Origin of the sequence: Flavobacterium sp. FlaQc-30 (assembly GCF_044005885.1) — a bacterium.
GTDB lineage: Bacteria > Bacteroidota > Bacteroidia > Flavobacteriales > Flavobacteriaceae > Flavobacterium.
In genome coordinates this window covers 993,634-1,018,742 of the sequence record NZ_JBIPCO010000001.1, presented here as the reverse complement: position 1 = coordinate 1,018,742, position 25,109 = coordinate 993,634, and the positions used below count along the sequence as shown (strand labels likewise).

The window sequence follows — 25,109 nt, the reverse complement described above, 5'->3', positions numbered from 1 at the left end:
TATGCAAAAAAAATGCATTTCTTGCAAAAAAAATGCAAATGTGAAAAATAAATATATATATTTGATCGCCAATAAAAACCAAAAAAAAACGTGAAAACCAAAAAATTATGAAAACAAAGTTAATTTCATTAGTGTTTATTGGGGGGATAATCTTCTCAGCAAACGCGAAAGAGACTGCAATTAAAAAACATCTTTTTGAGCAACAAAGCAGTCAGGTTGAAATTTCAGGCCAAGTAATTGGTCAGGATGATGGAATGCCAATTGCAGGTGCAACAATTTATGCTAAAAGCAATAAAAAAAATGCATCTATTACTGATGAAACAGGAAAATTCAAATTAAATGTACCAGAAAACGAAACTCATATTATCGTTTCTTACATGGGTTACGCAACTTTAGAATATGAATTAAATGCAGCTAAAGATTTAGTTATACGTTTAAAACCTGCAGAAAATGTTTTAGATCAGGTTTTAGTAACAGCATTAGGGGTTAAAAAAAGCAGTAAAGCTGTTGCTTATGCGGTAACTGAATTAAAAGGAACTGAATTTACAAAGGCTAAAGAAACCAATATTTCAAATGCTTTAGTAGGTAAAATTGCCGGTGTAAACGTGAGCAGTACTGCAACGGGACCAAACGGTTCGACAAGGGTTGTTATTAGAGGAAATGGTTCCTTAAACGGAAACAACCAGCCAATGTATGTGGTTAACGACTTGCCTATTGACAATACGCAGCTTAATTTACCTGGAATTGGAAATGGCGCGGGACAAACCAGAATTAATGTTGACCGAGGTGACGGAACTGCTGTTATAAATCCAGACGATATTAAAACTATTACGGTTCTTAAAGGTGGAACTGCAGCAGCATTGTATGGTGCAAATGCTGCAAATGGTGTGATCTTGATTCAGACAAAAAGAGGTTCAATTCAAAAAGGAATTGGAGTTGAATACAATACTTCTTTTACTTTCGAAACGCCTTCGATCATACCCGATTGGCAATACGAATATGGTTCTGGAGATGCCAATAAAAAACCAACTACTAAAGCAGAGGCAATAAATTATGGCCGCTGGTCTTGGGGTGCAAAAATGGACGGAACTGACGTTATTCAATTTGACGGGGTAAAAAGACCATACAGCCCTCAGAAAAATAATATCAAGAATTTCTACGAAACGGGAACAACTTTTATCAATTCGATCGCTTTATCCGGCGGAACTGAAAAAGCAACAGGACGTCTTTCGTTCTCGAATATGGACAATCAATCTGTTGTACCAAACTCTGGTTTTAACCGTAAAAGTGTAAATATTGCGAGCAATGTAAACTTAACTGATTGGTTAAAATTTGATGTGGTGGCGCAATACAATTTAGAAAAAAACAATAATAGAGTTACGGTTTCAGATGCTGAAGCAAACCCTAACTGGGGAACTTATATGATTGCCAACACGGTTGACATTAGAAATCTTGCCCCAGGTTATGATGAAAACGGTATTGAAGAAGCTTGGAACCCAGTTGCAATTGCGACAAACCCTTATTTTGTTGTCAATAAAATAAAAAACAGCGATACTAAAAACCGTTTTATCGGTATGTTGAATGTAAAACTGAACTTTACTCCTGAATTATTTCTTCAAGGTAGAATTGGTCAAGATTTTACAAACTATGATTTCTTTGGATACATTCCAAAAACAACTTTAAACAATCCTGTTGGATATGCGCAAGGTTCAAAAATGAAATTATCTAATTTAAATTCAGAAGCCATTCTTAATTATACTAAGAAAAACATTTACAACAATTTCTCTTTAAATGCATTAGTGGGTGTAAACTCTCGTACTACTTTGAGAGATGAAACAAGAATTGAAGGTTCTGGTTTTGTATTGGATGATTTTTATGCACTAAGCAACTTAGGTACAATTACCTACAGCTATCCTTACGGAAAAACAAAAACAAACTCTGTTTATGGTGCTGTAGATTTAGATTATAAAAATGTTGTGTTTTTAAACTTTACAGGTCGTCAAGATTGGTTCTCAACACTTTCACCAGACAATAATTCAGTATTTTATCCATCAGTTGGAACGAGTATTATAGTATCTGATATTGTAAAAATGCCTGAATTTATTTCATTTGCAAAACTTAGAAGTTCATGGGCTCAAGTAGGAGGAGCAACACCAGATCCTTATGCATTAAACCAATCTTACTCAATGGTTCAAGGCGGACATAATGGCGAACAATTGCAAACACCTACAAGCAACAGAGTTCCAAATTCAACTTTAAGCCCTTTAACTTCAACAACAATTGAGGTTGGAACTGATTTAGGCTTTTTCAACAATCGCTTAAATCTAGATTTTGCATGGTACAATCGTTCAACTACAAATGACATTGTCGAAACTACAATTTCAACAGGTTCAGGAGCAAACAGTGCTTTATTAAACCTTGGAAAAATGAGAAATAAAGGAATTGAATTTTTACTAAGCGGTAAAATCATCAACTCTCGTAATTTTTCATGGGATGCAAGTTTCAACGGTTCTTACAATGAGAACAAAGTTGAAGCGCTTACAGATGGATTAAATTCTATAACGATGGCAACTTCTGTAAACGGTTATGCAACTATCACAAGTGATGTTGGACATCCTTACAGCACGATAAAAGGATACAGACCTCTTAAAGATGCAAACGGAAATACTGTATATACTTTAAGCGGAGGTTCAGCTGCAATTGCAAGAGGACCACTTGAAATATTAGGAGAAGGTGTGCATCCTTGGACAGCTGGTATTACGAACGAATTCAAATACAAAAACATATCATTCAGCTTTTTAATTGATGGTAAATTCGGCGGAAGCTTATACTCTGGAACTGATTTGTACGGAACACGTATGGGATTAACTAAATTGACTCTTGAAGGTCGTGAAAATGGATTGCCTATTAAAGGTGTTGACACAAACGGAAATCCTGTTGATATGGTAATCGCTCCAGAAAACTTGAGATATTACTATGATGGTTTAAAAAGCATTTCGTCAACATTTATCTATGATGCAAGCTTTATAAAACTACGTCAAATAATATTAGGCTACACATTACCAGTTGATAAAATAAGAGGTTTATCAAAACTTCAAGGAGCTTCGATCTCATTTATTGCAAGAAACTTGTTTATTCTTTACAAGAAAACACCAAACGTAGATCCTGAATCTGTATTCAGCGCAGGAAATGCACAAGGTGTAGAACAATTTGGAGTGCCAAAAACCAGAAGTTTCGGTTTAAGTTTAAATATCAAATTTTAAACTCATTTTATCTCTAATTTTTAAATTAAAAGACATGAAAAAGATAACCCTTTTATATATAGCAGGTATCCTTTTAGGAAGCATGACAGCCTGTACGGAAGATTTTGAAGAAATCAATTCGAACCCAAATGCAGTTGAAAAACCAAATCCGAATTTTATTTTCAGCAGAGCACAGCTGGATGGCTTGGCAAACAACTATTTTTTCACCAACATACTGCAATGCGGCGGAATGCTGCAACATTATGCTACCTACAAAGAAGCTTCGGGTGTTGGAGACAAATACTTAAATAATGAAGTGTATTACTCGGCTTATTTCAACCAAGCCTACCCTACGGCATTAAACGAAACAGAAATTGTAATTAATACCGTAAAAAGCAATCCGAACGACAGTAACAAACTTAATATTGCTAGAATCTGGAAAGCCTTTTTATATCATAAAATCACCGATTTGTACGGAGATGTTCCATACACAGAAGCAGCAAAAGCCAATAGTGCAAATGTTTTTCTTCCAAAATATGATTCACAAGAATTCATATACAAAGATTTGTTGAAAGAACTTGACGAAGCTGCTATTGCATTAGATCCTGCGAAACCAAGTTTTGGCAAAGCCGATTTTATTTACGCTGGAGATGTAGCAAAATGGAAAAAATTCTCTTATTCATTAATGCTTCGTTTAGGATTAAGATTATCTAAAGTTGATCCTGCATTATCTAAAACTTGGGTAACCAAAGCGATTGCCGGCGGAGTAATTTTAAATAGCGGCGACAACGCAATTATGACATATAAAGAAGGTCCAAACAACTTTAACCGAAATCCAGTTGGTTTTGACTCTAGAAGTGAAGATTACTCAGCTGGATCGTATGGAAAAACAAATCGTGAAGGCGGTAAACTGGCTAAAACATTTATCGATTTACTAAAAAACACTGCCGATCCTAGAATTAGTGTTTACTCTGGAGTATGGCAGGGAACTGTACAAAATACAAGTGCAGCGGTACAAAAAGGTTTTCCTAACGGAATAAAAACGGCTCCATCACCAGAAGAACAACAAACTTATTCTGAACCAAATCAAAATACCATTTTAAAATACGATGCACCGCTTGTACTTATAAGCAATGCCGAAACAAACTTGTATTTAGCAGAAGCAGCAGCAAGAGGATGGTATACTAGTGAAACTGACAAGGATTTATATGAAAAAGGTGTAAAAGCATCTTTCGCAAACATGGGAATTTACGGCAGCTCGTATGCAATTGCAGACGCCACACCTTACTTAACCGCAAATCCGTATAATGCTTCAGGATCATTTGACGTAAAAATGAATCAAATTCACACTCAAATTTATGTTGCTTTATTTGTAGACGAACAGGAAATTTATGCCAATTGGAGAAGAACAGGGTATCCTGTTTTGGTTCCTGTAAACTATCCAGGAAACGTTACAAATGGCACAATTCCAAGACGTATAAAATACCCAACAGGCGAATATTCAGTGAATTCGATTAACTTAGCAGAAGCGGTTAAGCGACAAGGAGCAGATACTTTCACAACAAAAATCTGGTGGGATAAATAAAAACACAATTCATAAATGAGCATTTTAATTCTTACGGCATGCATTGCATTTTTAATCATTCAAATTGCTTGGTTTAAAATCAATCCGTTTATTGCTTTTATAATAACAGCTTTATTAGCAGGTCTATTTTTAGGCCTGCCAATAAACACATTGTCACAAACAGTACAAAAAGGTTTAGGCGAAATGCTGGGTTCAATCACATTGATTATTGTGTTTGGAACCTGTATTGGAAAACTAACCGTTTCATCAGGAGCGGCTAATGTCATTGCCAAAACAGTTATGGGATGGACAGGCAAAAAATACGTACGTTTAGGCTTAATGATTACAGGTTTTATTGTTGGGATACCTCTATTTTATAGTGTTGGATTTGTTTTGTTAGTACCTCTAATCTTTTCAGTAGCCCATCAATTTAAATTGTCAAAAGTATATCTGGGAATCCCTATGCTTGCGTCGCTTTCGGTAGCACACGGTTTTTTGCCCCCACATCCTTCTCCAATGGCGTTAAGCAGTATTTTAAATGCCGATATTGGACTGGTTTTGATTTATGGAATAATAATAGCGATTCCAACTATTTTTATAGCGGGTTTATTGTTTTCTAATTTACTTAAAAACATCAAAACCGAATCTGATCACGAAATTATAAATGTTGAAGAAGTTGCCAATCAAGGCAAACTTCCAAGCTTTTCGCTTAGTTTATTTTCTGCTTTATTTCCTGTTTTCGGATTAACAGTTACTTCTTTACTGCCGTTGATTTCAACAAATGAAAATTTAGTAAACATCTGCAAAACGATAGGAGAGCCAAGCATGATTATGCTGATTTCTTTACTTCTTTGCACCTATACACTGGGAATTAGAATGAATCGAAGTCTCGTTTCTGTAATGGATGATTATGCCATTGCCATTAAAGATGTTGCTTTGATCGTTTTAATCGTAGGCGGTGCCGGAAGTTTAAAAGAAGTTATGATTGTAAGCGGCGTAAACGATACTATTGTTGCTGCTTTAACACAAATAAACATTCATCCGTATTTATTGGCTTGGATAATGGCTGCGATCATTCGCGTTTGTGTGGGCTCTGCAACCGCTGCCGGATTAATGACAGCCAGCGTTTTATTGCCTTTATTACAACTTAATGGCTTAGATCCAAACTTACTGGTTTTATCAGTTGGTGCAGGAAGTTTAATGTGCTCGCATGTAAACGATCCAAGTTTCTGGATGTTCAAAGAATATTTTAATATCAGCCTGAAAGATACTTTTAAATCATGGACAGTCATGGAATCATTAGTATCTGTTTTAGGAATCATTTTCGTTTTTATTTTAAACTCTATAATACATTAATATCATGAATTTATTACCTCAAGAAAAATTTGACACTCTTGGTTTGTCTTTACCGCCAGCACCTCAGCCTTTGGGTATTTACAAACCCTATTTAGTTGATGGTAAATATTTATACCTTTCAGGTCATGGCCCTGTTAGAGATGACAAATCCTTAATCATTGGCCGAATTGGCGATGATATGGATATCGAAGAAGGAAAATTAGCAGCAAGACAAGTCGGACTAACTATGCTTTCTACAATTATAACCAATTTTGAAAGCCTAAACAAAGTAAAAAGAGTCATAAAAGTACTTGGAATGGTGAATTGCAATGGCGATTTTTTAAGACATCCTTATGTAATAAACGGCTGCAGCGAATTGTTTGCGGAAGTTTGGGGACAAGAAAACGGAATTGGCGTAAGAAGTGCCGTAGGAATGGGTTCTTTACCAGACAACATTCCTGTAGAAGTTGAAGCTGTTTTCGAATTATATTAAAAAAAATATGCCACAGATTACATGATCAAAAAGGATTATTTTTTTGTTTGCCGCGAATTTCACGAATTCTCACGAATTATTTTTCACGCATTCAATTAGTGTAAATTCGTGAAATTCGTGGCGACAATAAACTATGACAAAATTTTCAAACACATAGAAACATAGATTTTACTTGAATACTAGAAGGAAGTAAAAAAGCTAGCTTTTACACATAGCTATGTTTGTTAATGCAAGTGAAACGCCTTTTATACAGTTTTAAAAACTATGTTTCTATGTGTTTTAAAAAAATAAACGCTACGTTTAAAATCCTTTTAATCCATATAATCTGTGGCAAAAAACAAAAAATATGAATACAACACCACAAACTAGAATTGCAACTTTTGGAGAATTATTACTCCGAATGAATGTTGCTGATGGAAACCGATTTACGCAGGCCAATGAAATAAAAATTCACGTAGGCGGCGCCGAAGCAAATGTTTGTGTTTTACTTTCTCAACTCGGAATTCAAACCGATTATATTACCCGGCTGCCGCAAAATGATCTGGCACAATTAGCCTTAAACGAACTTCAGAAATACAATGTTAACACTTCAAAATGTGTTTACGGCGGAGAACGCTTAGGTTTATATTTTGTTGAATCTGGAAATCAAATCAGACAATCTCAGGTAATTTATGACAGAAGCAATTCTTCTTTTGCAACCATTCAAAAAGATCAAATTGACTGGAATAAAGCATTAGAAGATGTTACTCATTTTCACTGGTCAGGAATAAGTCCAGGAGTTTCAAATGAAGCTGGTTTAGCCTGTAAAGAAGCAGTTCTTACCGCACATAAAAAAGGACTTCCTATTTCTTCTGATTTTAATTATCGCTCGAAATTATGGCAATACGGAAAACATCCTTCCGAAGTTATGCCCGATTTACTTCAATACAGCACAATTACAGTAGCCGATTTAGATGCTATTGAAATTTATTTTGGAATCAAAACCGATATAAAGGAATCCGATGAAAATCGATTTCAAAAAACGTTTGAGCTGCTGAAAGAAAAAATGCCCTACTTAAAAACATTGGCAATGAGTTTTAGAAAATCAGAAGGACAAGCGCATCTGTACAAAGGCTTACTGATTCATGAAGGCAATTTTTACAAAACTCAAGAACATAAAATACATGTTGTAACGGACCAAATTGGTTCTGGAGATGCTTTCAACGCGGGATTATTATACGGATTATCCAATAAATTATCTGGGCAAGAATGCATTGAATGGGCAACAGCCTGCGGCGTGATCAAACAAAGTATACACGGTGATTTTGCAATAAGCAGCAACGCCGAAATAAGTCATTTTATTAAAAACGGCTCAAGTAATAGAATTAATAGATAAAATAAGAATATGTACAGCATTTTAAAAACGCAAGGTGTACTTCCGTTAGTAACCCAAATCGACATCGAAACTGCCCAAATAATATTGCGATCAGCGGCTGATGCTGGCATTAAAATTATTGAGTTTGCTGCGCGTTCAAATGACTCTAAAGAAGTTTTCAGCCAAATGGTAAACTTTAAAAAGGCAAACAATTTAAACATTAAAATAGCCGTGGGATCTATTTTGAATATTGAAGATGCAGAAACCTATCATAAACTAGGAGCTGATTGTATTGTATGTCCGCATACCGATTTAGAAATTGGCAATTACTGTACTAAAAATAATATTTACTGGATTCCGGGAGCGGCCACATTAAACGAAATTCTATATGCCAACAAACAAGGAGCAGAAATTGTAAAACTTTTTCCTGCTGATAAAATTGGAGGGCCGGGATATGTAAAAGCAATAAAAGCACCCTTTCCAAACTTAAAAATAATGCCCACTGGAGGTGTAACTTTAGAAGAAAGTAATTTAAAATCTTGGTTTAAATCTGGTGTTGTTTGTGTTGGAATTGGTTCAAATTTATTCTCAAAAGAAATGCTGCAGCATTTAACTTATGATCAATCACTCGAAGCATTTCAAAATTTAATTGAAGTGATCGAAAAAATAAGAAACTAGATTATGCAAAAAAAATGGTGGAAAATTAATTCCGAAACTCAACTTGATACCCCATATCTAGCAGTGTACGAAGATCGTCTCCGCTGTAATATTGAATATCTGATCAGTTTGGTAAAAGGAGACACTCAAAAACTGCGTCCTCATATCAAAACACATAAAATAGGCGAAATTCTAGAGTTGTTTAAAATTTACAATATCAAGAAAGTAAAATGCGCTACAATAGCAGAGGCAGAACTTGCTGCTATACATCAAATTCCAGATGTACTTCTTGCCTATCAGCCAGTTGGACTTAAAGCTGACCGATGGATTTCGCTTATTCAAAAATATCCAGAAGTTCATTTTTCTACCATTGTCGACAATTTAGAATCTGCAAAAACATTAAATGAAACCGCTTTAGAACACGATTTAAATCTCACCATTTATCTGGATTTAAATACTGGAATGAACAGAACAGGAATCGCCATTTCTGAAAACTGGGGCGTTTTAGCTAAAAAAATTATTCAGCTAAAAAACATTAATTTGGCTGGAATTCATATTTATGATGGTCATTTGAAAGGCAGTGTCGAGCATCGAAAAGAAGAAGCTCAAGAAGCCTTTACAAAAATCACTGATGAAATCGAAAAACTACAGCAAAATCTAGATTACGAATTAAAAATTGTTGCCGGCGGATCAAATACATTCCCATTTTATGCCCTTCAGGAAAATGTAGAATGCAGTCCAGGTACTTTTGTTTTTTGGGATGCCAATTATCAAACCAATTTACCCGAACAATTATTTAAACCTGCTCTGGTTATCGTTGGAACAATTATTTCAAAACCTACTGCATCAACTTTTTGCATTGATATTGGATATAAAGCAGTTTCTTCAGAAAACCCAATTGATAAAAGAGTAGTAATCTTAAATGATGAAGATTTAATTCCTGTTTCACATTCAGAAGAACATTTGATTATAGAAAACAAAGGCCAAAATGATTATAAAATTGGCGATACGATTTACGCACTTCCATATCATGTTTGCCCAACCTGCGCTTTGTATGATACTGTTCAGGTAATAAATAAAGAAAACCGTATTTGCGACCAATGGCAGGTTGCAGCAAGAAGCAGAACAATTAATATATAAAACTAAGTCCATACAAATATGTTTATAATAGACGCCCATTTAGACCTGAGCATGAATGCAATGGAATGGAATAGAGATTTACGAAATGATGTTACAGCTTTGCGTCATTTAGAAAAAGGAATGACAGATAAACCCGATCGTGAACGCGCAACGGTTTCATTTCCCGATTTACGAAAAGGAAACATCGGAATTGTGGTTGCTACTCAAATTGCAAGATTTGTAAAACCCGACAGTATTATTCCGGGTTGGAATTCTCCTGAACAAGCTTGGGCACAAACGCAAGGACAGCTTACTTGGTACAAAACCATGGAAGAAGCGGGAGAAATGACACAAATCACAGATAAAAAATCGCTTCAAAAACAAATTGATTTGTGGAATGACGGTACTCCAAATGACAAAAAACCTATTGGATATATTTTGAGTTTAGAAGGTGCTGATTCTATTGTTGACATTTCTTATTTAGAAAAAGCATACAATTACGGATTACGTGCTATTGGTCCCGCACATTATGGACCGGGCAGATATGCAAACGGAACAGACGCAACGGGAAAAATGAATCAAAACGGACTTGATTTATTGAAAGAAATGGAGCGTTTAAACATTATTCTGGACGCAACTCATTTGTGCGACGATGCTTTCTGGCAGGCTTTAGATCATTATAATGGCCCTGTTTGGGCAAGTCATAACAACTGCCGAAGTTTAGTTGATCACAATCGTCAATACAGCGATGAAATGGTTAAAGCTTTAGTTTCTAGAGGAGCCGTTATTGGGGGCGCTTTAGATGCATGGATGTTGGTTCCGAATTGGCAAAGAGGTGTTTCGATGCCTTTGGAAATGAATTGCAATTTAGAAACCGTTTTTAAACACATGGATCACATTTGTCAATTGGCTGGAAATGCAAATCACATCGGCGTCGGTTCAGATTTAGACGGTGCTTTTGGAACAGAACAATCTCCGTATGATTTAAATACAATAGCTGATTTACAAAAATTGGTCTTGATCTTTAAAAACAACGGATATTCTGATGCAGATTTAGATAAAATCTTTCACCAGAACTGGATTAATTTTTTAATGAAGAATTGGGATTAAACAAAAACTAAACTTGGAACTGCCTTCTTATACGCTTGTAATTTTTCGTCGTTAGGATCAACTTCTGTAACAACGTAATCTACCTCAGATAAGTTGGCAATTTTCATTTTTAGAACCGTGTCTAATTTTTCAGAAATAGTAAGAATCGCTGTTTTTTCAGAAGCCTGAATCATTGCTTTTTTTACCTGAACCGTTTCCCAGTCAGAATCTGAGAAACCACCTTCGACGTCTAAAGCATTTGTACCTAATATTAACAAATCAACTTTAATATTAGCCAATTGATTGTAGACATCGCCGCTCACACACATTTGGCTGTAAGACGAAATACTGCCGCCAATCATTATAATTTTAACATTAGGTTTGTCTAGAAGTTCAACTGCAGACAAAACAGTAACAGTAAAAATGGTCAAGTTTAAGTAGTCAGGAATCAATCGGATAAACTCTCTAATTGTTGTACCGCCTCCTAATAACAAAACCATTCCATCGCGAAGTAACCCTATTGTTTTTTGCGCAATAATTTGTTTAGACTCGCCCGCATAAACTTGATTTGATGAAGAATGATGATACGCTTTTGTCATTGCGCCGCCTTTCACTTTTATCAATAACGATTCAGATTCAAGTTCATTAACATCGCGTCTAACAGTATCTTCTGAAACAAACAATTTAACCGATAGTGTTTCAAAACTTACACGGGTATGCAGATTTATCTCTTTTAAAATAAGATTTTTACGTTCTTCCTTCGTGTAATTTACCAACTCATTATCATTATTCATGCAAATTCATTTTTATAAAAACAAAGGTAAACAATAAATGCAATATTATTGCGAAACAAATTATAACAGAAAGTAACCAAAAAGTTAATTAGCCTATTACAAAGACATTTAAACAAATTTTAGTTTTGCATTTTTTTTGCAAAAAACATTTCATAAACTCTAAATTTGTTTTACAAATCAAGAAAACAATCATGCAAAAAAGTATCTTTTTATTTTTAATGTTTTACTGTTTCTTCGGAAATGCTCAAAACCCATCCAACAACAATACAATAATCCCAGAACCAAACTTTTATAAAGTTACTGGAGACAGTATTCGAATTAACGGATTGATAAAAGTCATTTTTAAAGACAACAAATTCAGCACCAAAGAAAAAAGAACAGCTTCTATTTTTGAATCTGCCGTAAACTCTAATATGCCCAATAAAAAAAGCAGTATCGAAGTTTTATTTATTGCACAAACTCCAAGTTCATCTGAAAAAAAAGAAGCTTACAAAATCAATATAACTTCAAAAAAAATAACAGTTACAGGAAATGAAGAAGGATTGTTCTATGCTGTTCAAAGTTTATTGCAACTGCTCCCAAACCAACCCAAAAATCAGGAAATAAAACTTCCTTGCGTTACTATCGAGGATGAACCAAAATATACTTATCGCGGACTACATTTAGATGTCTGTCGTCACTTTTTTACCATTGATGTTATAAAAGATTTTATAGCACAGATGTCTTATTATAAATTAAATAATTTTCATTGGCACCTAACTGACGATCAAGGCTGGAGAATCGAGATAAAAAAATATCCAAAACTAACCGAAGTAGGATCAAAAAGAGCACAGACTTTAGTAGGCAATAAGTTTGAAAGATTCCCTTATTTTTTTGATGGAAATCCATATGGAGTTTTTTACACGCAGGAAGAAATCAAAGACGTTGTAAAATTTGCCGAAGAACATTATGTTAACATCATTCCTGAAATCGAAATGCCGGGACACGCAACAGCTGCGGTTACTGCTTATCCTAATTTGTCCTGCTTTCCTGATCGCCCATATAAAGTTGTTGAATACTGGGGTGTTTTTGAAGATATTTTTTGCGCTGGAAAAGAAGAAACTTTTACATTTTTAGAAGATGTTTTAACTGAAGTTATGGCTTTGTTTCCGAGTAAATACATTCATATTGGCGGAGATGAATGTCCAAAAGCAAGATGGAAAGAATGTCCGAACTGTCAGAAAAAAATCAAAGAATTAGGCATAAAAGACGAGCATGAATTGCAAACATACTTAACAACCAGAATCGAGAAATTCCTAAATGCAAACGGCAGACAAATTTTAGGCTGGGATGAAATGCTCGAAGGCGGACTGGCTCCAAATGCGGCCGTCATGTCTTGGCGTGGAGAATCTGGCGGTATCAGCGCTGCCAAGCAAAAACATTTTGTTATCATGAATCCCGAGCAATTTTTATATCTGGATTACAATCAAGGCTACTCTCCACAAGAACCGCTTACCGTAGGAAGACTAGTAACTGTCGAAAAAATCTACAACTACAATCCAACGCCGGTAGACAGTTTAACCATTGATGAACAAAAATATATTTTGGGAGTTCAATCTAATCTTTGGTCTGAATATTTGACGAGTCCTGCCAAATTAAATTACCAAATTTATCCGCGAGTATTTGCTTTGGCTGAAATTGCTTGGACAAAATCTCAAAATAAAAACTACAATAGTTTCATTTTAAACCGAATGCCGCATCATTTAGAAAAACTAGAATCGCAAAAACGATTGTATAAAGTTCCAGTACCATTTGGAGCAGAAGAAACGGCGTTAATCACATCAAAATATGTTTTAGACTTAAAGCCTACTATTAAAAACGGGCAGATTTTTTATACAATTGACGGTTATAATCCAGACGAAACCGCAACACTTTACGAAAAGCCTGTAACGATAAACATTCCAAAAGGAGAATATAGAACCATAAAAACTGTTCAAATAAGTCCAAGCGGAAGAAAAAGTTCTATTAATAAAATAATAGTCAAAAATCCTGATTTAAAAACGGCTCTCTCTATAAAACCAACAAAACAAGGTTTAAAGTTTGATTATTATACCGGAAAATTATTCCAGCAAGTACAAGATTTAGAATTGGCAAAACCCATTAATTCTGGAATTCTTGAAGGTAAAATCAGCAGCGAGAAATGGAAAACGAAATTGGAGCGTTATATCGGCTTAAAATTTAACGGATACATCTACATTCCAGAAACAGCAAATTATACCTTCTCAACACTTTCAGACGACGGATCGAAGCTTTTTATAGATGATGAACTAATTGTCGACAACGATGGTATCCATTGGCTACATGAAGCTTACGGAGTCGTAAAATTGGAGAAAGGTTTCCACAAAATAAACATCAGCTATTTTGACCAGATTGGAGGAACAACTTTAAACTGTTTCATGCAGCAGGAAGGAAAAGAAAAACAAGAAATAAATGCTTCACAATTGTTTTACGAATAGACCACAAAAAAACGCATCCGCCTAAGCGGATGCGTTTTCAATATAAACTAAAATTGCGTTCTAAATTATCCTTTCAAACTTGCTGCTAAATACTCACGGTTCATACGTGCAATATTCTCAAGTGAAATTCCTTTTGGACATTCGATTTCACAAGCTCCTGTATTTGTACAGTTACCAAAACCTTCTAAATCCATTTGGTGAACCATGTTTAATACACGGTCAACCGCCTCAACTTTACCTTGCGGTAATAAAGCATATTGAGATACTTTTGCAGAAACGAACAACATTGCTGAAGAGTTTTTACAAGTTGCAACACAAGCTCCACAACCAATACACGCTGCAGCATCAAATGATTTATCTGCGTCGTGTTTGTTAATTGGAATTGTATTTGCGTCAATAGTATTTCCTGAAGTATTTACAGAAATAAATCCTCCTGCGTGTTGAATTCTGTCAAAAGAACTTCTGTCAACAACTAAATCTTTAATTACTGGGAAAGCTTTTGCTCTAAATGGCTCGATAAAAATTGTATCGCCATCTTTAAACATACGCATGTGTAACTGACAAGTTGTAACACCTCTGTCTGGTCCGTGCGCTTCTCCGTTGATGAATAAAGAACACATTCCACAAATTCCCTCACGACAATCGTGATCAAATGCAACTGGCTCATCTCCTTTGTTGATTAATTGTTCGTTAAGAACATCAAGCATTTCAAGGAAAGACATATCTGGTTCGATTCCATCAATAGGATATTCTACAATCCCTCCTTTATCTTGGGCGTTTTTTTGACGCCATATTTTTAATGTAAGTTTCATTTTGTATAAGTTTTAAGTAATATGAAATAAGTATCAAGACTTTTTCAAATACTATTTATAGCTTCTTTGAACTAATTTAATGTTTTCGTAATTAAGAGCTTCTTTGTGTAATACTGCATCACTTGGTTTTCCTTTGTATTCCCAAGCCGCAACATATGCAAAGTTCTCATCGTCACGAAGTGCTTCTCCTTCTTCTGTTTGGTATTCCTCACGGAAGTGACCACCACAAGATTCGTTACGGTGTAAAGCATCTTTCGCGAACAACTCTCCTAATTCTAAGAAATCGGCAACACGAGTTGCTTTTTCTAATTCTTGATTAAATTCGTTAGCGCTTCCTGGAACTTTTACATCTTTATAAAACTCTTCACGTAAAGCAGCAATTTCTTCGATAGCTTCAGTTAAACCTTTAGCATTACGAGCCATACCTACTTTATCCCACATGATTTTTCCTAATTTCTTGTGGAAATAATCTACAGAATGTTTACCGTTGTTATTGATGAATTTGTTAATTTGATCTACAACTGCTTTCTCAGCTTCAACGAATTCTGGTAAGTCTGTAGAAATTTCTCCCATTTTAATATCCGGAGCTAAATAATCTCCAATAGTATATGGCAATACGAAATATCCATCAGCTAAACCTTGCATTAAAGCAGAAGCTCCAAGTCTGTTTGCTCCGTGATCAGAGAAGTTAGATTCTCCAATAGAGAAACATCCAGGAATTGTAGTCATTAAGTTATAATCAACCCAAGTTCCACCCATTGTGTAGTGAACTGCTGGGTAAATCATCATTGGCGTTGTGTAAGGATCCTCGTCAACGATTTTGTAGTACATCTGGAATAAGTTTCCGTATTTACTTTTCACGATTGCAGCTCCTAATTTAGTTACCAAAGCAGCATCTTTATCATCTAATCCTTTTACGTAAGCATCTTCAGTTCCGTAACGTTTAATTGCTGCTGCGAAATCTAAGTAAACAGCTTCTCCAGTTTTGTTAACTCCAAAACCAGCATCACATCTTTCTTTAGCTGCACGAGACGCAACGTCACGAGGTACAAGGTTACCAAACGCAGGATATCTTCTTTCTAAGAAATAATCTCTTTCAGCTTCAGATAAATCTGTTGCTTTTTTCTTTCCTTCACGAATTGCCTGAGCATCTTCTAATTTTGCAGGAACCCAAATACGACCGTCATTACGTAAAGATTCAGACATCAAAGTCAGTTTTGACTGGTGATCTCCTGAAACTGGAATACATGTTGGGTGAATTTGTGTGTAACAAGGATTTGCGAAAAACGCTCCTTTTTTATGTATTTTCCAAGCTGCTGTTGCGTTACTTCCCATAGCATTTGTTGAAAGGAAAAATACGTTTCCGTATCCTCCAGAACCAATTACTACCGCGTGAGCAGAATGTCTTTCGATTTCTCCAGTGATTAAGTTACGAGCGATAATACCTCTCGCTTTTCCGTTCACGATTACAATGTCTAACATTTCGTGACGGTTGTACATTTTTACTTTACCACGACCAATTTGACGGTTCATTGCAGAATAAGCTCCTAACAATAATTGCTGTCCAGTTTGTCCTTGTGCATAAAATGTACGAGAAACCAAAGTTCCTCCAAAAGAACGGTTATCTAAAAGTCCGCCATATTCACGAGCCAATGGCACCCCTTGAGCCACACATTGGTCAATAATATTTGCCGAAACTTCAGCCAAACGGTGAACGTTTGCCTCACGTGCACGGTAGTCACCACCTTTTACAGTATCGTAGAACAATCTGTAAACTGAGTCACCGTCACCTTTATAGTTTTTTGCCGCGTTGATACCTCCTTGTGCTGCAATAGAGTGCGCACGACGAGGTGAATCTTGAAAACAAAATGCTTTTACGTTATATCCTAACTCAGCCAAAGTAGCTGCTGCAGAACCTCCAGCCAAACCTGTACCAACAACGATAATATCTAAATTACGTTTGTTAGCAGGGTTTACTAAATTAATATGATCTTTATAATTTGTCCATTTGTCCGCTATAGGACCATTTGGAATTTTTGAATCTAATGCCATTATAATTGATATTAATTATTGAAATGATGAAATAATGCGATAATTACGAAAAGTGCCGGTACTATTACAGCAAACCAATAACCTACTTTACTTAAAAATCTAGAATACTTATTGTGCATCCCAACTGATTGAAGAGATGAACTGAATCCGTGCCAAAGGTGAAACCCTAGCAATACAAACGCGATACAGTACAATCCTGTACGAATTGGGTCATGAAATTTATGCACCAATTCTCCATAATATCTTGTAGCATCTGGAGCTGTTCCTGCAATATACTTGTAGGTTACTTCTGGAAACCAAAAATCATAAAAATGCAATACTAAAAAAGCTAAAATAACCGCTCCAGAAATAATCATATTTCTTGAAGTCCAAGAAGCATTTGCTGCTCCATTGTATTTTGCATACGCAATTGGTCTTGCTGCCTTATTTTGCGCGGTTAAAATAAATCCCATTACAAAATGGAAAATTACCCCGATTGCCAAAACTGGCTGCATTACATATTGAATCAGCGGATTGTATCCCATAAAGTGAGAAGCCTCGTTGAAAACGTCTTCACTAATAATAGAAATAAAATTTAAGGAAACATGCAGCGCTAAAAACGTGATTAAGAATATTCCCGAAAGAGCCATAGCTACTTTCTTTAAGATGGAAGCATTCAATAGTGCAGATTGTGCCATAAGTGTTTAAGTAGTTTGTTTTAAAAAATTATACAAAAATAACTCAAATACAAAAGAACTACAACCATTTCGTTCTTATTTATAATGATTTTAAAATAGAGCCTGAGTACGTATTTTTACGTACAAAAAAGAAGCTGCTAAAAAATAATTCCCTATAGAAGATTCCAAAAACCTACTCACAAAGGCTTAAACCCAAAAATCACTTCTACGTATATTGTCAAAAATTTATGATATTGATATTTTATTTAAAGTTTTAATCTGTTTTCTTCAAAAGTGCAACCGGAGCTAAATTTAATCAATGTAAAAAATTGCCATTCCACAACATAATTTTACCTTTATCGGCTTCAAAAAAAATGAGAATGAAAACAGGAATTGACGCTATCTCTTTTGATGTAGCAAACATACACTTACCTATAAAAACTTTGGCAATCGCCAGAAATATTGAACCAGAAAAATTAGAAAAAGGTCTTGGATTACTAAAAATGACTTTCCCAGACGTTCATCAAGATGCGGTTGTGTTTGGCGCAAATGCTTTAACCAAACTTATTACCGACAATACTATTGACCTAAAAGAAATCAGCCGAATTTATGTTGGTACCGAAAGCGGAATCGACAGTTCGAAACCAATTGCTTCCTATTTAATTAACTTAATGGAGCAAAAATTTGGAGAAGATACCTTAGCCGAATGCGATGTAGTCGATTTTACTTTTGCTTGTATCGGCGCTGTTGATGCCTTGCAAAACTGTCTTGACTTTGTAAAATTAAATCCAGAAAAAAAAGCAATTGTAGTAGCAGCTGATTTTGCAAAATATGATTTAAATTCAGGCGGAGAATATACACAAGGAGCTGGAGCTGTTGCAATGTTAATTAGTGCAGATCCAAAAATCATTGCTTTTGATGACAATTGGGCAACAAGTACAAAAGGTGTTTTTGATTTCTTCAAACCATACAGAACTATCTCAAAAGAAGAAATCACAAAAAGTAAAAACAACGATTCTTGGTTTGACAATTTAGAAGCAGAAATCGAAATCCACAAAGATCAGCCGGTTTTTGACGGACAATACTCAAATCAATGTTATATGGATCGTACGCGAAATGCTTACTTTTCATTCAAAAAATTAAAAAACACTACCGAAACATTATACAACACTTGGCATAGTATTGTAATGCACTTACCATATTCTTTTCAAGGAAGAAGAATGTTATCTGAAATTTATGCTCTAGACAGTGCTGAAAAAATTATTGCCGATGATATTGCCCCTGCAGATTATCAGACAAAAATTAAAGAAATAGCAAAATCTGATGATTACAGAAGTTTTGTAACGGAGAAATTACAACCTGCAGAATTAGCTTCTTCAATAATTGGAAATCTTTATACGGGCTCTATTTTTATGGGATTATTATCAACTTTGGCTCATTTTCATGATACAAATGCAGCAATTGCGGGAACTAAATTCGGTTTCTTAGCTTATGGAAGCGGATCGAAATCTAAAGTTTTTGAAGGAACGATTCAACCAGAATGGAAATCGGCCTTAGAAAATGTGAAACTTTTTGAAAATTTAGCCGAAAGTGTAGAAATTGACTTCAACACTTATGAAAGTCTGCATAAAAAAGAGCAAAAAGAAAGCGTGAGAACTCCTAAAAACGAATGGATTTTAGATCGAATTGAAAAAGAGATTCCTGTTTTGATTGGGGCGAGATATTATAAATGGATTGATTAATTAAATTTCAATAAATAGAAAACCGAAGCAAATTGCTTCGGTTTTTTGTTTTATATCCATACAGTTTGTCATTTCGACTGAAAGGAGAAATCACACAAGAAACTCCACAAAGATTGGCGATTTTGCATGTCGAATTACTTGTGTGATTTCTCCTCCGTCGAAATGACAAGATTGAGTAAAAACCTTTGTCAAAGTTTAAAACTTTGACAAAGGTCGCAGAACAAAAAAGAATTTTCTAATTATCAAATTGACACATTCTCTAATTAGAGAAATCAATCCTTTTTATCCTGTTGTTCTGTCTGAACAAAACTTCCGTTAATGGAACGATCTTCGGCATTCATTCCATTTGACATTCCGAGCATAAAAGCGGTTATTATAATTATAAATTTTCTTTTTATCCAATGAAGAACTGGTCGCTTAGATTGCTCCAAGCGAGATTTTTTATTTTGTTTATACATTTTGAAAATGATAAATGATTAGACATTATTATATCATCTTATGCTTTGAGACAGCATAAAGCCTCAGAAATAAATTTTCTTAAGCGTTGTATAAACTTTTACCGAAATGATTTGAAATGATTATTTCATTTATAAAAACAGACTGATTTATAAATGATGTTAGTCTTTGATGAAGCAGATTTTGCAATTTCAGCAGTTTCTTAATTTGAAAAGTAAAAACATTTTCGGTTTCAAGAAAATTCAAAACAATTGAAAATCTTGTTTTACAACAAGAAGCAACTTGTCCAAATTTATATAAACGAGAACTTTTAAGATTTAATTCCCTTCTTAAAACTACAAAGGAAGATTCGTAATATTCTGCCGATTTAGATTGAGAATACAAAATACCATCGCTCGCAATCACGACAAAAGCCAGAAAGAGTGCTATTAGATATTTTATATGTTTTTTCAATCTTTTAAGTTTTCGATTATGCAACGAAAATACAAATTCCTAATAGAAAACCGAAGCAAAATGCTTCGGTTTTCTATTTTTTCTCACGCAGTTTGTCATTTCGACGAAGGAGAAATCTTCGTTAGAAGCTCGACAAAGATTGGCTCTCGTTGCGGAGTTACTTGTGAAGATTTCTCCTTCGTCGAAATGACAAAGTTGCGCAATAACCTTTGCCAAAAATTTAATTTAAATATTGTTGCTACTACTCAATCGCTTTTCAATTCCTTTTATATAAAGCAAATACCCCAATCCTAAAACAAAAACCAGACAACTCAAAAACATATAAATTCCATCTTTCAAAACAAAAAATGAAAATCCAATTAATACAGAACTCAGAATAATCACTAAAACAATAATAAAATTCGTTTTAATAAAACCAAAAGCATGTACTGCCAAACCAATAAAAAGCAAAGATGGCCCAATGACAACAAAAGGATACAAAATACTTGGAGAATTACTAATTTGATTGCTTAATGCGGCTTTTGCAGCTTCGTCATTACCAAAGCTTGACATGATAAAATCGATGGTGCAAAGTCCGATATGCGCAATAACGCCCATACTTGTCAGCACAGAAGCCGCTGAATTTAATCTGTTTTTAGGAAAGGCATCATTAAACGATAATAACAAACAAGCTCCGATTAAATTAAACCAATGAGCAAAATCAATTGGTTTTTGAAAATTGGGTAAAATTTTAGAAAAGAATAAATAACTAATCAGGAAAAATAATAATCCGAGAAGGCAAAGATGTTTTATTTTCATAATTTATTTTTTAAATTGATGAAGCAAAACTAAAATGAAAAACTAGCTTAAAGCCCATTTTTATTGACTTAGGTACAAAACATATTGTTTTTGGTACGAAATTACAAAGCCAAAAGTGTCTCTTTATAATTTTTAGAAACAGGAAGTTCTATTTGAGTCAGAATAATTGTATTTGAGTTCCTCCAAGATTTAAAATGAGACGGATTTATTAAATGCGAACGATGTATTTGCATTAAAAAACTAAAATCTTTTTGAATGTTTTTGAGTGAACTTCGCAATAGTTTTGAAGTTAGTTTTCCATTTTCTATATAAAAAACTTCAACATAATTCTGTGCGTTTGATACGCAAACCAGATCTGTTCTCTGGATTTTTAAAATGTCTAATTTATTTTCTCCCTTAAATGTCAGAACATCCTCTTTTACGGGAATTAATTTTATCAAATATCTTCTTGCCAGAATTATTACTGGAGTCAAAATCAAAGCGACTTTTATAAATATTATCAAAAAGAATTCTGAAAAACTATATCCTCCATTTAAAATCGGGCTTTTATAATATGCATAAACCCCAAATAAATAAACCAAATAGAAGAAAATGACACTTGCTATTTCTAAACCAACATTCCACTTTGTGATTCTTTCGTAAAAACTCTTTTGAACAATCGTTAAAAGACCGTAACACAAAAATGCTGTTATACTAAAACCAAAACTAATTAAAAACCAAGCTCTAAAATTTATAGTACCGTCGTCAAAAGGCTTTATGATGAAAGCAAAAACAAAAAGCCATAACGCAATAAGCAAACCCACTATTAAATTATATTTTACAGATGTGTTTAGCTGTTTCACTTTGTGTATGAAGTTAGATATTAAAGTTTCATTTCCATGATTGGCATGAAACGATTTTTTATAGAAGTTTCGAATTCTCCAATTTTTACAAATCCCATTTTAGAATAAAAACTTTCAGCATTTGGTTCTGAATCCAGTATTATTCTTTCTACTTTTTGGTCTTTAATTCGGTTTAAAAAATCAAGTACTAAATATTTACCCAATCCTTTACCAATATATTCTGGCAAGATAAATAAATTATCAAGCTCAATTTCTTTTTCATCTCTAAAAAAATAGGAATAATAGCCAATAATTAAATTATTAATTGACAATTTATACACATTATGTTCTTTAATATAATCCTGAGAAATCGTTAAGTTTTTATCCCATTCCTGAATTTGCTCTGCCGAATATCCCCAATAGGCTTTGGATTTTTTGGTTATTGAAGTTAGGATTTCATTCTCGGTTATATTGGCTTTTTCTATTTTCATTCGTTTGAAAATTAGTTTTTATTCCTCTTTAAAATTTAACCGCAAAGTCCGCAAAAGATTTTTCATCAAAAGTTATACTGAATAAACGCTAAGGTCGCAAAGCTTTAAATACAAAACCTTGCGAGCCTTGTGTAAACCTTGGCGAACTTTGCGGTTAAAAAATATTCCTCTTACTTATAAATCGTAAACTTATTATGACTCAAATTAAATCCGAGATTCTCATAAACTGCAACATTCTCTACTCGTCTTTTATTGGTCGTTACCTCGATACTTTTTAAATTATGCTGCTCTGCAAAATTCTTGATTTCATTTATTAACAAACGTCCAACGCCTTTACCTCTATGTTTTTGATGAATAAAAAATTCCTGAATTTCACCCACTAATCCGCAATGATGTAAAAGATTTTGGGTATGAAAACTAATAAATCCTAGACCTTCACTTTCGTTTTCGGCAATTAGATATACATTTCTTGGATTAGAAATATTCTCATTGAATATTCTTTCGAAAACTTCGAAATCTAAAACTTCATTTTCGAGTTCGCAGATTGCTTTGTAAACAAAATCTAGATCTTGTTTTTCTATTTTTCTGATATTAATATGTAACACTATAATTTATTTTACCGTTTTACAAGTATTCATTCAAACCAATGCGCTCAAACTTCGGTTTGTATTTTTGAACATATTTATTCCAATCCTCTTGATTTTTATAAACCGAAAAAGCGTAATCAACTGTTTCTTTACTGAAATGATTTCCAAAAATGTTATCCAAATATTCAATTCCTGAATCGATTACTTGCTTTAAAACCTGTAATTTATCAATTCCGTTTTGCTTGCACGCTTTATCCAACCACAATCCTTTTCCAATTTTTACATATTCTGCTAGAAGATTCTCTGTAATAAATCGAGAAGGAACATCGTTGATATCAGGTTCATGTTTTCCGTTTTTAAAAACTAATAATATCAAGTCTTCAGAAAAGTATTCTTCCGGAATCAATCGCAGTATTGTACCATTTTCAGCCGCTTTAAAAGAAAGTTCCTTTGTTATAAACTGATCCGGAATTACTTGAATTGCAAAACCATCTTTACTCACTAATTTCTCGCAAAGTTCGTATATTATTAAATCCTGATTGATAAATGGCAAAGCATGAAATGTAATATTCAATGCCAGATTACAAAGTTCTTCGGTTTTAAATTGTTGTGGAACCAGTTTAAGATCTCTATAATTTGCCAAAACGCGATCCCGCCAATATTCATAAGTTTTCGCTGGTGGATTATTTTGTTTTAAAACCAATTCACCTCTTACCAAATCTCGTTCTAACTCTTCAAAAGTTTCAATTAATGGATTATCTAATAACTTTCGAAGTTCATTCGAGATAATTTCATCGTCGGTTTCGTCATCATATTCACATTCATTTTTCGGATCGACATCATCTGCTCTGTCATTATAATAAAAGAGATTGTTTTTTCTTTCTCCAAATATTGTATTATGATCATTAACAATAAAAACTGGAGAATCAATTAGACCTGTACAGTTAAAACTACCATGATTATAAAAGGTCATAACCACTTCTTTTGCTTCAATATTTCCTTTTATTTCAACATTGGCTCCGCCTAATAACAGACTTTGACAAACAACATTACCGTTTATAAAAACATAAGGTCCGTAATCGCCTTCGGCATTAATAATTGAACCGTTTACAGAGAAATTTCCATTTATCAAAACACCTTCAATTCTTATTTCTTGAGTCTTTTTTACTGGAAGATTTAACAATTTGGCAAGCCATTTTTTCTCTTTATCTTCATAAAGATCCAAGTAAAAATTCCCTTCAAAATTTACATCTTCTTCTGCGGTAAGAAAAAAATCTTCGTTTTCCCAATCATCAAAATAATCAAACTTTTCATCTTCAATTAGAAAAGGATATTTGGTTTTGATTTCGGCTATTGTAATTAATTTAAGATTAGAAGTCTGCATTTTATCTTATTAATAGAAGTTTTGTTTCTTTGGTTTTTATTCTTTTTCTACAGCAATACTAACTTTCTGCTTTTTATTCAATTTACGAATCCAATATGCGATATAAAAACCTCCTATAATTCCTGGAATAAACCAGCCATAAAAACTTGAAAAGAATTCGTTTACTACTACAAAAGCTGTTACTGCACAAATATATCCGCCAATCATTTTACCTAAATGCAGTTTTAACCAATCCTTTTCTAATTTATCTGTTTTATTAAAAAGCACTAAATCTCGCATTGAAAAACTCAAACCTACAATTCCAAAAACAATTAGAACTATATTGATTTTTTGATTTACCAAAGGATTATACAAAATCATCAAAATGGCTGTAATAACCATAATCCACGAAATTATTTTATCTGTTTTTAGATTATAATTTTTAGTTTTAAATCTCAAAGCTCTGTAACCTGTTAGAATAAAATAAGAACTGAAAACTCCAATTGAAAATAAAAAAGGATTTTCATGCCCAGGCAAAACAGAAATTACTAATGCCGTAAACGCTGACAAAAGCATGGAAAAATAAAATAGTTTCCCCGATTTTTTATGGATTATTTTTCCTTTTTCTACAATTAAAGAAACGAAACCTGAAAGCAATGCAATGCCGCCAAATAGTGCGTGACAAAAAATCAGCATTTGAATTATTTTCTCCTCTTCCACTTTATTAATACTTATT

The 25,109-nt window shown here is 33.9% G+C and carries 22 protein-coding genes; 10 read left to right on the top strand and 12 right to left on the bottom strand.

Annotated elements, in window-relative coordinates; all coding sequences use genetic code 11:
• The first annotated feature begins 107 nt into the window (after nt 1-107).
• From ACHRV0_RS04455 to ACHRV0_RS04420, 8 genes are all read left to right on the top strand, one after another.
• Nucleotides 108-3,263 (top strand): SusC/RagA family TonB-linked outer membrane protein, encoded by a 3,156-nt coding sequence (locus ACHRV0_RS04455; protein ID WP_395440035.1) that lies wholly within the window; start codon nt 108-110, stop codon nt 3,261-3,263.
• 34 nt (nt 3,264-3,297) lie between these two features.
• Nucleotides 3,298-4,827 (top strand): SusD/RagB family nutrient-binding outer membrane lipoprotein, encoded by a 1,530-nt coding sequence (locus ACHRV0_RS04450; protein ID WP_395440034.1) that lies wholly within the window; start codon nt 3,298-3,300, stop codon nt 4,825-4,827.
• Between the two features lie 15 nt (nt 4,828-4,842).
• Nucleotides 4,843-6,162 carry a GntP family permease gene (locus tag ACHRV0_RS04445; RefSeq protein WP_395440033.1) on the top strand — a complete coding sequence of 440 codons (1,320 nt, stop codon included), beginning with the start codon at nt 4,843-4,845 and terminating at the stop codon, nt 6,160-6,162.
• Between the two features lie 4 nt (nt 6,163-6,166).
• Nucleotides 6,167-6,634 (top strand): RidA family protein, encoded by a 468-nt coding sequence (locus ACHRV0_RS04440; protein ID WP_395440032.1) that lies wholly within the window; start codon nt 6,167-6,169, stop codon nt 6,632-6,634.
• 346 nt (nt 6,635-6,980) lie between these two features.
• A complete protein-coding gene (locus ACHRV0_RS04435; protein WP_395440031.1) occupies nt 6,981-8,009 on the top strand; it encodes a PfkB family carbohydrate kinase in 1,029 nt (342 codons plus the stop codon).
• 9 nt (nt 8,010-8,018) lie between these two features.
• A complete protein-coding gene (locus ACHRV0_RS04430) occupies nt 8,019-8,666 on the top strand; it encodes a bifunctional 4-hydroxy-2-oxoglutarate aldolase/2-dehydro-3-deoxy-phosphogluconate aldolase (protein WP_129025152.1) in 648 nt (215 codons plus the stop codon).
• 3 nt (nt 8,667-8,669) lie between these two features.
• On the top strand, nt 8,670-9,785 hold the full coding sequence (locus ACHRV0_RS04425) for a D-TA family PLP-dependent enzyme (RefSeq protein ID WP_395440030.1): 1,116 nt from the start codon (nt 8,670-8,672) through the stop codon (nt 9,783-9,785).
• 18 nt (nt 9,786-9,803) lie between these two features.
• Nucleotides 9,804-10,874 carry a dipeptidase gene (locus tag ACHRV0_RS04420; RefSeq protein WP_395440029.1) on the top strand — a complete coding sequence of 357 codons (1,071 nt, stop codon included), beginning with the start codon at nt 9,804-9,806 and terminating at the stop codon, nt 10,872-10,874.
• Here ACHRV0_RS04420 and ACHRV0_RS04415 read toward each other — a convergent pair.
• Nucleotides 10,871-11,647 carry a DeoR/GlpR family DNA-binding transcription regulator gene (locus ACHRV0_RS04415; RefSeq protein ID WP_129025146.1) on the bottom strand — a complete coding sequence of 259 codons (777 nt, stop codon included), beginning with the start codon at nt 11,645-11,647 and terminating at the stop codon, nt 10,871-10,873. The genes ACHRV0_RS04420 and ACHRV0_RS04415 overlap by 4 nt on opposite strands.
• Before the next feature lie 191 nt (nt 11,648-11,838).
• Here ACHRV0_RS04415 and ACHRV0_RS04410 point away from each other — a divergent pair, with 191 nt between their 5' ends.
• On the top strand, nt 11,839-14,142 hold the full coding sequence (locus tag ACHRV0_RS04410) for a family 20 glycosylhydrolase (RefSeq protein WP_395440028.1): 2,304 nt from the start codon (nt 11,839-11,841) through the stop codon (nt 14,140-14,142).
• Between the two features lie 65 nt (nt 14,143-14,207).
• On the opposite strand, the gene ACHRV0_RS04405 is transcribed toward ACHRV0_RS04410, so the two are convergent.
• From ACHRV0_RS04405 to ACHRV0_RS04395, 3 genes are read right to left on the bottom strand one after another with little or no spacing between them, the layout of a single operon-like run.
• The gene (locus tag ACHRV0_RS04405) at nt 14,208-14,954 is read right to left on the bottom strand and encodes a succinate dehydrogenase/fumarate reductase iron-sulfur subunit (RefSeq protein ID WP_129023402.1); all 747 of its coding nucleotides are present in this window, start codon (nt 14,952-14,954) and stop codon (nt 14,208-14,210) included.
• Between the two features lie 51 nt (nt 14,955-15,005).
• On the bottom strand, nt 15,006-17,006 hold the full coding sequence (locus ACHRV0_RS04400; RefSeq protein ID WP_129023401.1) for a fumarate reductase/succinate dehydrogenase flavoprotein subunit: 2,001 nt from the start codon (nt 17,004-17,006) through the stop codon (nt 15,006-15,008).
• An 11-nt stretch (nt 17,007-17,017) separates the two neighbouring features.
• Nucleotides 17,018-17,683 (bottom strand): succinate dehydrogenase cytochrome b subunit, encoded by a 666-nt coding sequence (locus ACHRV0_RS04395; protein WP_089054676.1) that lies wholly within the window; start codon nt 17,681-17,683, stop codon nt 17,018-17,020.
• 359 nt (nt 17,684-18,042) lie between these two features.
• Between ACHRV0_RS04395 and ACHRV0_RS04390 the strand changes: the two genes are divergently transcribed.
• A complete protein-coding gene (locus ACHRV0_RS04390; protein ID WP_395440027.1) occupies nt 18,043-19,404 on the top strand; it encodes a hydroxymethylglutaryl-CoA synthase family protein in 1,362 nt (453 codons plus the stop codon).
• Nucleotides 19,405-19,676: 272 nt separating this feature from the next.
• Here ACHRV0_RS04390 and ACHRV0_RS04385 read toward each other — a convergent pair whose 3' ends face one another.
• The 8 genes from ACHRV0_RS04385 to ACHRV0_RS04350 form a co-directional block, all read right to left on the bottom strand.
• Complete coding sequence (locus tag ACHRV0_RS04385) at nt 19,677-19,862, bottom strand: hypothetical protein (protein WP_129023399.1); 186 nt, start codon at nt 19,860-19,862, stop codon at nt 19,677-19,679.
• Between the two features lie 79 nt (nt 19,863-19,941).
• Nucleotides 19,942-20,313, bottom strand: a complete 372-nt coding sequence (locus ACHRV0_RS04380) for a hypothetical protein (RefSeq protein WP_395440026.1) — start codon at nt 20,311-20,313, stop codon at nt 19,942-19,944.
• Between the two features lie 225 nt (nt 20,314-20,538).
• Nucleotides 20,539-21,111 (bottom strand): hypothetical protein, encoded by a 573-nt coding sequence (locus ACHRV0_RS04375; RefSeq protein WP_395440025.1) that lies wholly within the window; start codon nt 21,109-21,111, stop codon nt 20,539-20,541.
• 101 nt (nt 21,112-21,212) lie between these two features.
• A complete protein-coding gene (locus ACHRV0_RS04370; RefSeq protein ID WP_395440024.1) occupies nt 21,213-21,953 on the bottom strand; it encodes a LytTR family transcriptional regulator DNA-binding domain-containing protein in 741 nt (246 codons plus the stop codon).
• A gap of 20 nt (nt 21,954-21,973) precedes the next feature.
• Nucleotides 21,974-22,423, bottom strand: a complete 450-nt coding sequence (locus ACHRV0_RS04365; protein WP_395440023.1) for a GNAT family N-acetyltransferase — start codon at nt 22,421-22,423, stop codon at nt 21,974-21,976.
• Between the two features lie 170 nt (nt 22,424-22,593).
• Nucleotides 22,594-23,028, bottom strand: a complete 435-nt coding sequence (locus ACHRV0_RS04360) for a GNAT family N-acetyltransferase (protein WP_395440022.1) — start codon at nt 23,026-23,028, stop codon at nt 22,594-22,596.
• 19 nt (nt 23,029-23,047) lie between these two features.
• A complete protein-coding gene (locus tag ACHRV0_RS04355; protein ID WP_395440021.1) occupies nt 23,048-24,394 on the bottom strand; it encodes a polymer-forming cytoskeletal protein in 1,347 nt (448 codons plus the stop codon).
• 36 nt (nt 24,395-24,430) lie between these two features.
• Nucleotides 24,431-25,069, bottom strand: coding sequence for a DUF2306 domain-containing protein (locus ACHRV0_RS04350; RefSeq protein ID WP_395440020.1), 639 nt, complete (start codon nt 25,067-25,069; stop codon nt 24,431-24,433).
• Nucleotides 25,070-25,109: the final 40 nt, after the last annotated feature.